Origin of the sequence: Pluralibacter gergoviae ATCC 33028 = NBRC 105706 (assembly GCF_001598855.1) — a bacterium.
In the GTDB taxonomy this organism is placed as follows: domain Bacteria; phylum Pseudomonadota; class Gammaproteobacteria; order Enterobacterales; family Enterobacteriaceae; genus Pluralibacter; species Pluralibacter gergoviae.
This window is the reverse complement of record NZ_BCZS01000025.1, coordinates 49,657-63,070: the sequence shown is the minus strand read 5'-3', so window position 1 is coordinate 63,070 and position 13,414 is coordinate 49,657. Positions and strand designations below refer to the sequence as shown.

The window sequence follows — 13,414 nt, the reverse complement described above, 5'->3', positions numbered from 1 at the left end:
ACGGCGAGCGCCCTTAGCACGTTCACCGCAGAAAGCCTGACATATAAGCGGAGTTCTTATAGTGAACGGAACTATTCCACCATTCATAACATATTGTTTCTTTTAAGCATCCTCGCCCTATCTCTCAATAAAAATGTGACTAAGAGACAGCCCCAAAGGGGAAGGGGAAAACCGCCTACGCCGCATCCCCGTGCGTCAGCGGCGCCAGCGCCGCCGTCAGGTGCTTCGTCTCCTGCACCAGCGAATCCCGCGAGATCTCCTTGATGGTTTTCGCCCCGGTCAGAGTCATCGCCACCTTCATCTCTTTCTCAATAAGATCCAGCAGGTTTGCCACCCCCGCCTGGCCGTGGGTCGCCAGCGCGTAGAGGTAGGCGCGGCCCAGCAGCACCGAGTCGGCGCCGAGGGCAATCATCCGCACTACGTCGAGGCCGTTGCGGATGCCGCTGTCCGCCATGATGGTGATATCGCCCTTCACCGCATCGGCGATGGCGGGCAGGGCGCGGGCGGAGGAGAGCACGCCGTCGAGCTGGCGGCCGCCGTGGTTGGAGACGATAATGCCGTCGGCGCCGAAGCGCACCGCGTCGCGGGCGTCTTCCGGATCGAGGATCCCTTTGATCACCATCGGGCCGTCCCAGAATTCGCGGATCCATTCGAGGTCCTTCCACGAAATGGACGGATCGAAGTTGTTCGCCAGCCAGCCGATATAGTCCTCCAGCCCGGTGGGCTTGCCGAGATAGGCGGAGATATTGCCCAGATCGTGCGGGCGGCCGTTGAGGCCCACGTCCCACGCCCACTGCGGATGCAGCACCGCCTGCAGATAGCGGCGCATTGCCGCATTCGGGCCGCTCATGCCGGAGTGGGCGTCGCGGTAGCGGGCGCCGGGCGTCGGCATATCGACGGTAAATACCAGCGTCGAGCAGCCTGCGGCTTTAGCGCGCTCCAGCGCGTTGCGCATAAAGCCGCGATCGCGCAGGACGTACAGCTGGAACCACATCGGGCGCCTGATGGCCGGCGTCACTTCTTCAATCGGGCAGACGGAAACGGTAGAGAGGGTAAACGGAATGCCTTTGGCGTCCGCCGCCTTCGCCGCCTGCACCTCGCCGCGGCGGGCGTACATGCCGCACAGGCCCACCGGCCCGAGCGCCACCGGCATCGACAGCTTTTCGTTAAACAGCGCGGTCTCAAGACTCAGGTCAGACATATTTTTCAGCACCCGCTGGCGCAGCGCCACCTGGGAGAGATCTTCGACATTGCGCTTGAGGGTGTATTCGGCATAAGCGCCGCCGTCGATGTAGTGAAACAGAAACGGCGGCAGGATGCGCTTAGCGGCGGCCCGATAGTCGCTGGCTGCGGAAATAATCATGATTTTTTCTCCCTTGAATGCATTGCGGGATCGCCGGGCAGGCGGGTGATGCGCGCCTGGCGGGCCCTGTCTTCATCAAACTGTTTGATCGTGGTGTGAACAAAGGCGAGGTGGGACATCATCGCCTGCCTGGCCGCCTCGGGGTCGCCGTCGTTGATGGCGGCGAGAATAACCTGATGCTGCTCCGTGAGCCGGGCGAACACCGGCGGCACGAGGTACATCCGCTGGCGGCTCTGCTTCACCGACGACTGCAGGAGGTCGAAGAAGCCGCGCATGGTCTGCAGCAGCACCACGTTGTGGGAGGCTTCGGCGATGGCGAGGTGGAAGCGAACGTCGGCCTGTGAGGCGAGATCGGGATCGTCGGAAAGGGTGGCCTCAAAGCAGAGGCGGATCTTCTCTTTATCGGCATCGGTGGCCCGCAGCGCCGCGTGCCAGGCGGTGCTGGCCTCAATCGCGTGGCGGGCCTCCAGAATATCGAAACTGTAGTCCGGGTCGTCGGCCAGCAGCCCCTTCAGCGGCTGAACGATATTGTGCTCAGACCAGGGCTCGTGCTGCCAGCGCACGAAGGTGCCGCCGCCCCGGCGGCTCACCAGCAAGCCTTCGCTGACCAGCTTCGCCAGCGCCTCCCGCAGCGAGTTGCGGGAGACGCCGAGCTGGCTTGCCAGCTGGCGCTCGGCGGGAAGTCGCATTCCCGCCTCCAGCTGCCGTTCTTCAATCAGCGTTCGCACGCGGTCGGCTATCTCGTCGGCGAGACGCCGGGGCATCACTATCATGGGATCATCCAGGTCAATACATAAGCCTGCAGGGTGGTCATTACGCCGACGATGCAGGTGAAAATCAGGCTGTGCTTCACCGTGAAGCGGAACAGCTCCGACTCTTTGCCAATCAGCCCGACGGCGGCACAGGCCACGGCGATAGACTGGGGCGAGATCATCTTCCCGGTGACGCCGCCGGTGCTGTTGGCGGCGACCATCAGCAGGTCCGATACGCCGATCTGTTGCGCCGCCGTTGCCTGCAGCGCCGCGAACAGCGCGTTAGACGAGGTATCGGACCCGGTCAGGAAAACCCCCAGCCAGCCGAGGAACGGCGAGAAGAACGGAAAGGCGCTGCCGGTGTGGGACAGGGCCAGCGCCAGCGTTGATGAGAGGCCGGAGTAGTTAGAGATAAAGGCGAACGCCAGCACCATGCCGATAGAGTAGACAGGCAGAGCCAGCTCTTTCAGAGTCTGACCAAAGGTGGCCAGCGCATCGGAGGCCTTCATCCGCAGGCGCACGATGGAGAGCAGGGCGGCAAACAGAATGGCGGTGCCGGTCGCGGAGAGCCAGTCGAACTTGAACACGGCAGCATAGGGCGTCGCGGCGCTGACCACCGGCGGCATGCGGGCAACCAGCTTGTCGAGGAACGGTACCGAAACATTAACCACGGTGTCGTACAGCGCGCCGCCGGGGGCGAAAAGCGCCTTAAACGGCGGTACGCTCCACAGGGTGACGGTGGCGGTCAGGAACAGGAACGGCGACCAGGCGAGCAGCACCTGGCGCGGCGTGTATTTGGTGCGCGCCAGGGTCATATCGACCTGCGATGCCCCCACGTCGCCGAAGCGGAAGATGCGCACCGGCTGCCAGCGCTTGAGGAACAGCGTCAGGCATACCAGCGACACCAGCGAGGAGATAATGTCCGGCAGCTCCGGGCCGATAAAGTTGGAGCTGAGGTACTGGGCGATGGCGAAAGAGCCGCCCGCCACCATCACGGCAGGCCACGTCTCCTTGACGCCGCGCCAGCCGTCCATAATCGCCATGATCCAGAACAGCACGATAATCGTCAGGAACGGCAGCTGGCGGCCCACCATCTGGCCGATCTCAAAGCTATCCAGCCCGGTGACCTGCCCGGCCACCAGAATCGGAATGCCCATGGCGCCAAAGGCTACCGGCGCGGTATTGACGATCAGGCACAGGCCCGCCGCGTAGAGCGGATTGAAGCCCAGCCCGACCAGCAGCGCGGCGGTGATCGCCACCGGTGCGCCGAAGCCCGCCGCGCCTTCCAGAAACGCGCCGAAGGAGAAGCCGACGATCAGCATCTGCAGACGCTGGTCCGGCGTAATGGAGAGGATCGACGAGCGGATAATGTCGAACTGCCCGGTTTTGACCGAGATTTTGTAGACGAAGACCGCCGCGATAATGATCCACGCGATGGGCCACAGGCCGTAGAGGAAGCCGTAAACCACCGATGCCAGCGCGCGGTCCACCGGCATTTTGTAGAACAGCAGCGCGACCGCCAGGGCGATCAGCACCGTAAAGCTGGCGGCGACGTAGCCCTTGAGTTTGAGCTTAATCAGGGCAAAGAAGAAAAACAGGATCGGCAGAGCGGCAATCAGGCTGGAGAGCCAGATATTGCCGGCGGGATCGTAGTTTTGTTGCCAGAGGTTCATGCATCTCTCTCCTCAGGACCAATAAGTACGCGGGATGAGTCTGTGCTCATCTCCCGGAAGCGTATTTGTAAGATTGGTCCTGCCAGTGTTGTAGTGTAGGGTTAATGACAACGAATGGTTAATCAGATGTTGCTGTTTAGCAATGTGTCTGTTGCGCAGAATTGTGGTTCTGTGAGGAGAAGAGGGATTTAGTGAGAGTTGGTTGGACCACTTTTACGGCGGTGAACAGAGGGTGCGGCGTACCCTCTTCGTTGAAGAGGGCCGCCGCGGGGAGAGAAGGCGATCAGAACTTGCTCTTCGCAAACCCCGTCATCTCTTTCAGGCCCATCTCGCGACCGAGGGCGGTCATCGGATGCACCACCACCAGGCCGCGCACGCTTTTCTTCAGCTTGCCCATGTCGGCCTGCTCTTTTTTGGTAATGGCGCGGCGAAACGGCATGGCGACCAGCTTCTGCGCCTCTTTGCTCAGCTTCTGGCTCTGCACCTCGCGCAGGCGGGCGATTTCCGCTTCGACAGTGGCCTGCTCTTGTTCAAGCTCGGCGTACTTATCGGCGGCGTCAACCAGCGGCAGGTCGGCCTGCTGGCGGCGGATGGCGTCGAGACGGTCGCTCAGGCGCTTAATTTCGTTTTTTTCAACTTCTTTCATGTTCAGGCTTTGTCATCAGTGTGTATCAGTGCTCTATAGTATGCGCTGCGGGCGGTGACGGACAGCGTTTTTGCCGACCGCTCCTGAAGAATTATGGTTGAACCAGAGAGAGTTTGCCGTGGAATATCGACACCTGCGCTCGTTTGCGGTCCTGGCGGAAGAGCTGCATTTTGGACGGGCCGCCGCGCGGCTGAACATCGCCCAGCCGGCGCTGAGCCAGCATATTAAAGTGCTTGAAGAGGCGCTGGGCGTTCCGCTGTTTACCCGCGATAAGCGCCACGTGGCGCTGACGTTTGAAGGCGAACAGCTGGCCGAAGAGGCCAGAAGCGCCATCAGCCACTATGAAAAATTCAGCGACAGCGCCCGCAGCCTGCGCCAGGGCTTTCGCGGGCGCATCCGCCTGGGCTACGTCGGCTCGTCGATCCTCGACCCGGCGATGACCCTACTGATCAACGGCTACCGGGCGCGCCAGCCAGAAACCGAGATTATTATCGAGGAGCACAACGTCACCCGCCAGCTTGCGCAGCTGGTGAGCGACCATCTGGATATTGGCCTGGTGCGCTCGCCGGTGCCGCACTCCCCGGAGCTGGAGTATCTGGATATCGCCACCCGGCCGCTTATCGCGGTGCTGCCGCAGGGGCATCCGCTGGCCGGTCAATCGCAGATAGCCCTCGCTGAGCTTGCAAAGATGCCGTTTCTGATTCAGGACGATCCGCCGGGAACCGGGCTGGGCTGGTCGGCGCTCAGCGCCTGCGAGCGGGCCGGGTTCGTGCCGCAGCCGATTCAGTATACCCGCGACGTCGCGGTGGCGACGGGGCTGGTGGCGATTGGCATGGGCGCGGCGCTGGTGCCCGAGACGCAGCGGGCAATGCTGATGTCAGATGTGGGTTACAGCACCTTGCAGGATGCGCAGGCAACGACCACGCTAACGCTGTGCTGGAAACGCCACGCCAGGAACGGCGCGCTGAAGGGGTTTGTTCGCTACGTGAAGGAGCTTATCGCGACTTCTGAAACGCCTTTTTCAGACTGATGCGCGAGATAAGCTCCGTCAGGGAGAGCACCATGGTGGAGCGCACGACCTGCTGGTAGCGCTGCTGCTGCATGGCGTAGAGATCGGCGTCGCTGGTATCGAACGGGGGCTGCGGCGGCAGGGCGTCAACGCAGTGCAGCTCGGCGAAGGGGCCGAGAATTTCATCATCGGTGAAGGCGTACTCGCTGCCGTCGTGGTTGAGCTCTTCGCGCAGGGCCATCAGCAGCTCGGCATCCTCATACTCGGCCCGGGTGATGACCCCCAGGCCGTAGATAAGCTTGAGCCGCACCGAAAGATTGCCCAGCGGCCCTTCGCCGTCCAGCAGCGGCTCCACGGCATATTTCACCGCGTAATCATCTTTGCGAAACACCTGCAGCACCAGTACATTTACCGCCTCGGTGAGCAGTTCGACGGCGGCAATCAAAAAGCTGCGGACGTTTTTGCCAGCATTCAGACGCTCAAGCACCCGATTTTCAAAGGCCTGGGTTTGTTCCATTATTGCCTGCATATCTGACAATCTGTTATTAAGATGCTGCTCCGGGAGCAGCACCGGATCCAGCATCATTTCGTTGCGTTATAGACGTTTACGGCTTCAATAACCGGCTCGCTGGCGGCGTCCAGCCCGGAGATCTGCGCCAGCGCCGTCTGCGGCCCTTCGGCGTTAATCAGCACTTCCAGCTCCTGCGCCTGCGGATCTTCCGCGCTGCGATAGTGCATGGCGGCGGCGATGCCCTTAATCAGGTTGGCGTGCGGCAGGCCGTATTCCAGGGTGCCGAGCAGCGGCTTGATCAGGCGGTCGCCGGCGCTCAGCTTGCGCAGCGGCTGGCGGCCCACGCGCTCAACGTCATCTTTCAGGAACGGGTTCTCAAAGCGGCCGAGGATCTTCTCGATGTAGGCGGCGTGCTTGTCCGGCTCAAAACCGTAGCGCTTAATCAGCACCGCGCCGCTCTCTTCCATCGCGCCTTTTACCACCGCGCGGATCTCCGCGTTGAGGATGGCATCGCGAATGGTTTGCAGGCCCGCCTGTTTCCCGAGGTAGGCGGTTATAGCATGACCGGTGTTCAGGGTGAAGAGTTTCCGCTCAACAAACGCCATCAGGTTGTCGGTTAACTCCATGCCCGGGATGGCCGGCAGCGGGCCTTTGAACTGGGTTTTATCGACGATCCACTCGCTGAAGGTTTCGACGGTAACCGCCAGCGGATCGCCGCTGGCGGAGGCCGATGGCGGCACGATGCGGTCAACGGCGGAGTCGACGAAGCCCACGTGCTCGACGACCCACGCTCTGTCCTCTTCTGCCAGCGCGGCGGTGACGTGATCCTTCAACTGGGTGGTGCCGCGCACCATGTTCTCGCAGGCGATAATGTTCAGCGGCGCATCGTTGCCCGCGGCTCTGCGCTTGTGCAGCCCTTTGGCGATCGCCGGGGCGATGCGCTCCAGCACGACCGGGCCGACGGCGGTGGTGATCAGATCAACGCTGGCAATCAGGTCGATAACCTCCTCGCCGATGCTGCTGACGGCGGACACGCCGGAAACGGTTTCGACCTGCTCGTTTTCGCCTACCACGTGTACCTGATAGCTGCCGCGCTGGTTGAGGGCGTCGAGCACCACCTGATTAACGTCGGCGAACGTCAGGGCGATGCCCGCGTCGGCCAGCAGTTTGCCAATAAAGCCGCGTCCGATATTACCTGCGCCAAAGTGGAGAGCTTTCATCATCATTACCTTTCAATGTTGGGACCCGAGAGGGCTGGGGTGAGGCGTTCCCCTCACCCAAACCCTCTCCCGGCGGGAGAGGGAGGGTTGTGTTACTGTTTCGGGACGATCAGATCCAGCACTTCGGTGACGCTGTGGGTCGTCGCCAGGCGCTCGATAACCGACTCGTCGTCCAGCGCGTTGGTCAGCGCCGCGATCACGTGGATGTGCTCGTTGTTGCGCGCCGCGATGCCGATCACCAGGCGGGCAATGTCGTCCGGCTCATCGCCGAAGCGCACGCCGTCCGGGTACTGGCAGAAGACGATGCCGGTCTTCAGCACCCGGTCCTTGGCCTCGATGGTGCCGTGCGGCACTGCGATGGATTCACCGAGGTAGGTGGAGGTCAGCTGTTCGCGCGCCAGCATGGCGTCGACGTACTCCGGCTCGACGTAGCCGCCCTTCACCAGCTGCTCGCCGGCAAAGCGGATCGCCTCTTCCTTACTGAAGGCCTTGCAGCCGAGGAAGATGTTTTCCGGGCCCGGCGTAAACAGGTGGGTGTTGCTTTCGTCGAAGCTGTCTTTCAGGTTCTCGCGCACCTTCACTTCGTTATCGCCGTGGCGCTGGGCGGCTGCCAGGCGTTCGGTGAGGCCGGTGTACAGACCGCTATCGAGGAAGTTAGTCAGCGAGATGTGCTGGGCCTGCGGCACCTGGCGCATCGCGCGCTCGGTCAGATCGCGGTGAGTGATCACCAGGTCCACGTCCGGCGGCAGGTTGTTGATGGCGCTGTTGGTCACGGAAATATGACTCAGGCCCGCGTCCTGCACCTTCTTGCGCAGCACGCCCGCGCCCATTGCGCTGGAGCCCATGCCCGCATCGCAGGCGACGATGATTTTGCGCACGTGGCTCAGGTCGCCGGTCACGTCGCCGGAAGCCTGCGGAGCCGCTGCGCCTTTGGACTGCGCCTTCATGTCCTGCATACGGCGGGTGGCGGCGTCAATGTCGTCCTCTTCTTTCACTTTGCTGGTTTTCAGCAGAATGGCGGAGACGATAAAGGAGACGGCGGTGGCCGCTACGATAGCCGTGATATTAGCGAAGTAGGCGCCCTTCGGCGTCATTGCCAGCACCGCCAGGATGGAACCCGGAGAAGCCGGAGAGACCAGGCCGCCGTTGAGGATGGTCAGGGTAAACACGCCGGTCATGCCGCCGAGGATCACCGCGAGGATCAGGCGCGGGTTCATCAGCACGTACGGGAAGTAGATTTCGTGAATACCGCCGAGGAAGTGGATGATCGCCGCGCCGCCCGCAGACTGCTTAGCGCTGCCGCGGCCGAAGAACATGTAGGCCAGCAGAACGCCCATGCCCGGACCCGGGTTAGCTTCAATCAGGAAGAAGATGGACTTGCCGAGATCGTGCGACTGCTGAATGCCCAGCGGCGAGAAGATGCCGTGGTTGATGGCGTTGTTGAGGAACAGGATTTTCGCCGGCTCAACAAAGATAGACGCCAGCGGCAGCATGTCGTGGGCGACCATGAAGTTAACGCCCGACGCCAGAATGTGGGACAGCACCTCTACCGCCGGACCAATGCCGAGGAACGCCAGAATGGCGAGGATCATGCCGATAATGCCGGCGGAGAAGTTATTCACCAGCATTTCGAAGCCGGATTTGATCTTACCGTCAACGGCGGCGTCAAACTTCTTAATGCAGTAGCCGCCCAGCGGGCCGGCGATCATTGAGCCGAGGAACATCGGCATATCGGCGCCGACGATCACGCCCATGGTGGTGATGGCCCCGACCACGCCGCCGCGCTCGCCGCCCACCAGCTTACCGCCGGTATAGCCGATCAGCAGCGGCAGCAGATAGGTGATCATCGGCCCGACCAGCTTCGCCAGCGTCTCGTTCGGCAACCATCCGGTCGGAATAAACAGCGCAGTGATAATCCCCCATGCGATAAAGGCGCCGATATTCGGCATCACCATATTGCTGAGGAAGCGACCAAAGCTTTGCACTCTGATCTTGATATCGGATGACATAAAACACCCCTTCTTATGTTTGCTATCGCGAGGCCGGAGGCCCGAGGTTTGTTGTTAATGGGTGGCAGAGGAAGCCAGATGTTGTTAATGATCTGGAATCTGGCACTGAAAGGAGAGGCTGTCCAGATGGCGGGATTTTATGTGACGAACATCACGGTTATGTGTGTGTGAAGTGACTATTTATAGTGATTCAGATCACATTTTTTCACGGCGGCGGCTAATTTTTCAGCGGGCATCAGGCTGAAAAGGCTGATTGTTGTGACTTGTATCACATTTGTATTGAGAGGGTTTATGTTCAAAGTGTGAGTTGTATCACAAAGTATTTTTAACCGGCCAATAACGAATGTGACCGGGCGCAAACTTCTCCTGTGGTGCAAATGTAAAAAAAGAGGCCTCCGTCGGGAGGCCTCCTGCTGGTGTTGGCGCCGATTCAGCATCAGCAAAAGAGGGTTATTTCCAGGCCATCTCGCCTTTCGCCACTTTGGCGCTCAGCTCAAGCGAGCTTTCGCCGCCTAAGTTGGGGTAGCGTTTTTTCATGGCGTTGCTCAGCGCTGCGGCGTTTTTCGCTTTCGCGGCTTCTTCATCAAAGGCGTGAATATACTGGGCGGTAAAATCAACCGCCTTCAGCCCAGCCGGCATCGCTCCGACGAAATGCCCCGGGATCACGGCGCGCGGCGACAGGGCGCGCATTTCGCCCAGGGTCGCCAGCCAGTTGATGTGCGACTGCGCCGTCTGAGTATCCGCCATCCAGACGTGTTCGCCCCAGGCGACCGGCACGCCGCCGGCTACCGTTCTGATCGACGGGATCCAGACGAAGGTGCGATCCGGCGTCGGGCCGTTGAGGCCGATAACCTTTAGCGCTTGGCCTTCCAGCATCAGGGTATCGCCGATCAGCGGCTGCGGCACGATGATGGATTTCGGCGCATTGGCCCCCAGCTGCGGGCCCCAGATTTTCAGCTTCTCGTCTTTGGTCGCCTCAATATGGGCAATGGTCTGCGGCGTGGCGACAATCTTCGCCTCCGGGAAGGCGGCGTGCAGCGTATCCAGCCCGAAGTAGAAATCCGGATCGCCGTGGCTGATATAAATCGCGGTCAGGCGCTTGCCGGAGGCCTTAATTTTATTAACCAGCTTCTGCGCCTCGGCGGCGGAGAACTGGGCGTCAATCAGCACCGCGTCGCGGCTGCCTTCAACCAGCACCGAAGAGACCGCAAAGATTGCGGCTTCGCCGGGGTTAAAGACCGACGCGGTCAGCGCCTGCTGCTGCGCCTGCGCGGCGGGTACGGCAGCGTGACGGGTATCGTGATGCTGGCAGCCTGCCGCCAGCGCCGCCAGCGTCATTACGCAGGCGGGCAGCGCGTATCGGGAGAGTTTCATCCTGGTTTACCTTGTTCATTGGCGATGATGTGCATCGCGTGCAGAGACTATAGAAGCTCTCTATTGACAGATAAACGCATACAATACGAACATACAGTATGGAAAATATAAACAATGTCGACAGCTTCGCCGCCCTTGAAGGCTTCAGCCTCAACCGCATCGTCTACTTTACGGCGGTGGTCGAGGCCGGCTCCTTTACCGCCGCCGCCGGGCGGCTGGGCATCACTAAGGCGGTCGTCAGCCAGCAGGTGGCCCGCCTGGAGGCCGATTTTAATATCGCTCTGCTGATCCGCACCACGCGGCGGGTGCGGCTCACCGAGGCGGGCGAAGCCTTCTATCGCCGCTGCGTGCGTATTCTCAAGGAGGCGGAAAACGCCTTCGGCGAGCTGACCGAATCGTCGGGCAAACCTTCCGGCGCGCTGCGCCTGACGGCACCCTATGACTACGGCATTGAGGTTATCGTTCCGGCCCTTGCCCGCTTTACGGCCCAGTATCAGGACTGCACCGTGGAGGTCAGCTTCAGCGATTCAATTCAGGATATCAACGCCAGCCAGTTCGATCTCTCGGTACGCATGGGCTGGCTGACCGAGTCCCACCTGCAGGGACGGAAAATCGGCACCTTTGCCCAGAAGCTGGTGGCCGCCACCGGGCTGGCGCCGCGACTCGCCGGCATCAAGGTTCCCGCCGATCTGCACGCCGCGCCGCTGATTGCCAATACCGCGCTCAAGGAGCCGGCCCGGTTCAGCTTCTCGCGCCCGGACGGCGCGACGCAGGTGGTTTCGCTGCGGAGCAGTATGCAGTTCAACGCCACGCTGGCGGTTCACCGCGCCGCCCTGGCGGGCGGCGGCGTTGCCGTGCTGCCGGATTACGTGGTGGCCGGTGATATTGAGGCGGGCCGCCTGTTCGAGGTGCTGCCCGACTGGCGGCTGCCGGCGGCGGATATCTATATCGTCTATCCGACCACCAGCTATCGCCCGGCGAAGGTCAGCGCGTTTGTCGAACTGTTTACCCGCATGCTGCGCGAGGAATAGCCGCGGGAGATAGACGCCCACTGTTGCAGCAGCGGAACAATACGCCCGATTGGCAGCAATATTTTGCGCGGGAGGTGATGAGGATTAATGATTCTCATTACTACCCAACCTGATGCGCGAGCGTAACGATGAGCAACAAAAAAATTAACTGGAACGGAGCCGTACAGCCCGAGGCCCTGGAAATACTGAGCGCGGAGGGCGGGATGATCGTCTGCCCGACCAAGGTCGGCTACATCATCATGACCTCGGACAAGCAGGGCCTGGAGCGCAAGTTTGAAGCCAAACAGCGCAACCGCAACAAACCCGGCGTGGTGCTGTGCGGCAGTATGGAACAGTTAACCTCCCTGGCGCAGCTCAATCCGGAGATTGAGGCCTTTTACCGGGCGCACTGGGACGCCGATATTCTGCTCGGCTGTATCCTGCCGTGGAAAAAAGAGGCCCTTGACCGGCTGCCGGACGACGGCCTGAAGGAACTGATGATGGACGGCCGCCGGACCAGCTGCTTCGTTATCAAATTCGGCAAGCCCGGCGAAATGCTCGCCGCCGAGCTGTGGGATAAGCACCGCAAGTTCGCCTTCGCCAGCTCGGCGAACCCGTCCGGCAAGGGCAACCGCGGGCTGGTTGAGGGCATCGGCGAGCGCATCGAATCGCGGGCGGACTTAATCATCAGCGCCAACGACTACGTGGCCTCCATTCAGGCGGGCAAAAGCGCCGAATCGCGCTACGAGCAGGGCGTGATGGTCTCGATGGTGGATAGCGAAGGCAAACTGGTGCCGGAGCAGCAGGGCCAGCGCAAGGTAACGCCCTGCCCGGTACTGATCCGCAAGGGGCTGGACGTGGACAAGATCATGGCCCGGCTGGCCGAAAGCTTCAACAGCTGGGACTACCGCCACGGCGACTACTACTGATGCTCTGCGGCGGCCACGTGCTGCCGCAGTTCGTCGCAGAAGCGCTTAATGGCGGAGGTGACGCTGTTTTTCTCCTTCGCCAGCAGCCAGATCTTATATTCGTCCATCGTCCAGCCGGGCAGGATCCTGACCAGCTCTCCGCGCCCGACGCTGGCGCGGGCGGCGTAGGTCGGCAGATAGGCAATGCCGCAGCCGGAGAGCGCCATGGTAATCAGCGCAATGCTGTTGTTGCTGCGAAAGCGGCTCTCAACGTTAATGGCGAACTTCTGCTTCTCCCGGCGAAACGGCAGCGAGACGGTGCGGGCCACGCCGCGAAACAGAATATAGTCGCGGCCGGGTAAATCTTTCGGTGCGTTAATCGGCCCGATGCGCTGCAGATAGTCCGGCGTCGCGTACAGTCCCCAGCCGATGGTGCAGAGGAACTGCGCGTGCTCGTGCGCCGGGGTGCCCTGCAGGACCTCGATCGCCAGGTCGTAGTCGCTCTCCTTAATATCGATCTCCTTATCGGAGAGGTCGAGATCGATGCGGGCGTGGATATTGTTTTTCAGAAACTGGCTCAGGGCCGGCACCACGTGCTGGGTGCCGAAGGTGACCGGCGCCAGCAGGGTCAGGGTGCCGGCGGGCTGCTGGTAATACTCTTTGATAAAGGTTTCGGACGCCCGCAGCTCGCTGACGATGCTGGCGCAGTAGCGGGCATAGCCGATGCCCAGTTCGGTAATTTCAATCCGGCGGGTGGTTCTTTTCAGCAGCCGTCCGCCGACCGTCTCCTCCAGCTGGCTAATCGCCCGGCTGACGGAGGATTTCGAGATCCCCAGTGCGGCGGCGGCATCGGTAAAGCTCAGGCACTCGACTACCTGGGCGAAAATCGCCATCGGAATTAAGTTGTCGACCTTTTCCATCCTGCCGCTGATTTCCCGT

Annotated in this window: 12 protein-coding genes; 3 read left to right on the top strand and 9 right to left on the bottom strand. The window is 61.3% G+C overall.

Features of this window, described 5'->3' with window-relative positions; genetic code table 11:
- Window positions 1-175 precede the first annotated feature (175 nt).
- The 4 genes from lldD to ENGE1_RS20250 form a co-directional block, all read right to left on the bottom strand.
- Window positions 176-1,363: an FMN-dependent L-lactate dehydrogenase LldD gene (lldD, locus tag ENGE1_RS20265; protein WP_048254974.1), complete on the bottom strand. Its 1,188-nt coding sequence runs from the start codon at window positions 1,361-1,363 to the stop codon at window positions 176-178.
- Window positions 1,360-2,136 carry a transcriptional regulator LldR gene (gene lldR / locus ENGE1_RS20260; RefSeq protein WP_043081073.1) on the bottom strand — a complete coding sequence of 259 codons (777 nt, stop codon included), beginning with the start codon at window positions 2,134-2,136 and terminating at the stop codon, window positions 1,360-1,362. Before lldR ends, lldD begins: the two co-directional genes overlap by 4 nt.
- Window positions 2,133-3,788, bottom strand: a complete 1,656-nt coding sequence (gene lldP, locus ENGE1_RS20255) for an L-lactate permease (protein WP_043081072.1) — start codon at window positions 3,786-3,788, stop codon at window positions 2,133-2,135. Before lldP ends, lldR begins: the two co-directional genes overlap by 4 nt.
- 283 nt (window positions 3,789-4,071) lie before the next feature.
- Window positions 4,072-4,434, bottom strand: coding sequence for a YibL family ribosome-associated protein (locus ENGE1_RS20250; RefSeq protein WP_048254972.1), 363 nt, complete (start codon window positions 4,432-4,434; stop codon window positions 4,072-4,074).
- Between the two features lie 118 nt (window positions 4,435-4,552).
- Here ENGE1_RS20250 and ENGE1_RS20245 point away from each other — a divergent pair, with 118 nt between their 5' ends.
- On the top strand, window positions 4,553-5,464 hold the full coding sequence (locus ENGE1_RS20245) for a LysR substrate-binding domain-containing protein (protein WP_048254990.1): 912 nt from the start codon (window positions 4,553-4,555) through the stop codon (window positions 5,462-5,464).
- On the opposite strand, the gene mtlR is transcribed toward ENGE1_RS20245, so the two are convergent.
- The 4 genes from mtlR to ENGE1_RS20225 all read right to left on the bottom strand — a co-directional run bounded on the left by mtlR (window position 5,430) and on the right by ENGE1_RS20225 (window position 10,521).
- Complete coding sequence (gene mtlR / locus ENGE1_RS20240) at window positions 5,430-6,026, bottom strand: mannitol operon repressor MtlR (RefSeq protein WP_086500370.1); 597 nt, start codon at window positions 6,024-6,026, stop codon at window positions 5,430-5,432. The genes ENGE1_RS20245 and mtlR overlap by 35 nt on opposite strands.
- The gene (gene mtlD / locus ENGE1_RS20235; protein ID WP_048254988.1) at window positions 6,026-7,174 is read right to left on the bottom strand and encodes a mannitol-1-phosphate 5-dehydrogenase; all 1,149 of its coding nucleotides are present in this window, start codon (window positions 7,172-7,174) and stop codon (window positions 6,026-6,028) included. Before mtlD ends, mtlR begins: the two co-directional genes overlap by 1 nt.
- A 92-nt stretch (window positions 7,175-7,266) precedes the next feature.
- Entirely contained in the window at window positions 7,267-9,183 is a 1,917-nt protein-coding gene (locus ENGE1_RS20230; protein WP_048254970.1) for a PTS mannitol transporter subunit IICBA, read from the bottom strand.
- 450 nt (window positions 9,184-9,633) lie between these two features.
- Complete coding sequence (locus ENGE1_RS20225; RefSeq protein WP_048254968.1) at window positions 9,634-10,521, bottom strand: MBL fold metallo-hydrolase; 888 nt, start codon at window positions 10,519-10,521, stop codon at window positions 9,634-9,636.
- Between the two features lie 134 nt (window positions 10,522-10,655).
- On the opposite strand from ENGE1_RS20225, the gene ENGE1_RS20220 reads away from it, so the two are divergent.
- A complete protein-coding gene (locus ENGE1_RS20220; RefSeq protein ID WP_048254966.1) occupies window positions 10,656-11,588 on the top strand; it encodes a LysR family transcriptional regulator in 933 nt (310 codons plus the stop codon).
- 128 nt (window positions 11,589-11,716) lie between these two features.
- Window positions 11,717-12,496 carry an L-threonylcarbamoyladenylate synthase gene (locus ENGE1_RS20215; RefSeq protein ID WP_048254964.1) on the top strand — a complete coding sequence of 260 codons (780 nt, stop codon included), beginning with the start codon at window positions 11,717-11,719 and terminating at the stop codon, window positions 12,494-12,496.
- On the opposite strand, the gene ENGE1_RS20210 is transcribed toward ENGE1_RS20215, so the two are convergent.
- Complete coding sequence (locus ENGE1_RS20210) at window positions 12,490-13,395, bottom strand: LysR family transcriptional regulator (protein ID WP_043081064.1); 906 nt, start codon at window positions 13,393-13,395, stop codon at window positions 12,490-12,492. The two genes, ENGE1_RS20215 and ENGE1_RS20210, sit on opposite strands and share 7 nt — an antisense overlap.
- Between the last annotated feature and the right edge of the window lie 19 nt (window positions 13,396-13,414).

What these genes read in the sequence shown, in the direction of transcription:
- lldD (WP_048254974.1), bottom strand. Translation starts at nt 1,363, where the DNA reads ATGATTATTTCCGCAGCCAGCGACTATCGGGCCGCCGCTAAGCGCATC.
- lldR (WP_043081073.1), bottom strand. Translation starts at nt 2,136, where the DNA reads ATGATAGTGATGCCCCGGCGTCTCGCCGACGAGATAGCCGACCGCGTG.
- lldP (WP_043081072.1), bottom strand. Translation starts at nt 3,788, where the DNA reads ATGAACCTCTGGCAACAAAACTACGATCCCGCCGGCAATATCTGGCTC.
- ENGE1_RS20250 (WP_048254972.1), bottom strand. Translation starts at nt 4,434, where the DNA reads ATGAAAGAAGTTGAAAAAAACGAAATTAAGCGCCTGAGCGACCGTCTC.
- mtlR (WP_086500370.1), bottom strand. Translation starts at nt 6,026, where the DNA reads ATGCTGGATCCGGTGCTGCTCCCGGAGCAGCATCTTAATAACAGATTG.
- mtlD (WP_048254988.1), bottom strand. Translation starts at nt 7,174, where the DNA reads ATGAAAGCTCTCCACTTTGGCGCAGGTAATATCGGACGCGGCTTTATT.
- ENGE1_RS20230 (WP_048254970.1), bottom strand. Translation starts at nt 9,183, where the DNA reads ATGTCATCCGATATCAAGATCAGAGTGCAAAGCTTTGGTCGCTTCCTC.
- ENGE1_RS20225 (WP_048254968.1), bottom strand. Translation starts at nt 10,521, where the DNA reads ATGACGCTGGCGGCGCTGGCGGCAGGCTGCCAGCATCACGATACCCGT.
- ENGE1_RS20220 (WP_048254966.1), top strand. Translation starts at nt 10,656, where the DNA reads ATGGAAAATATAAACAATGTCGACAGCTTCGCCGCCCTTGAAGGCTTC.
- ENGE1_RS20215 (WP_048254964.1), top strand. Translation starts at nt 11,717, where the DNA reads ATGAGCAACAAAAAAATTAACTGGAACGGAGCCGTACAGCCCGAGGCC.
- ENGE1_RS20210 (WP_043081064.1), bottom strand. Translation starts at nt 13,395, where the DNA reads ATGGAAAAGGTCGACAACTTAATTCCGATGGCGATTTTCGCCCAGGTA.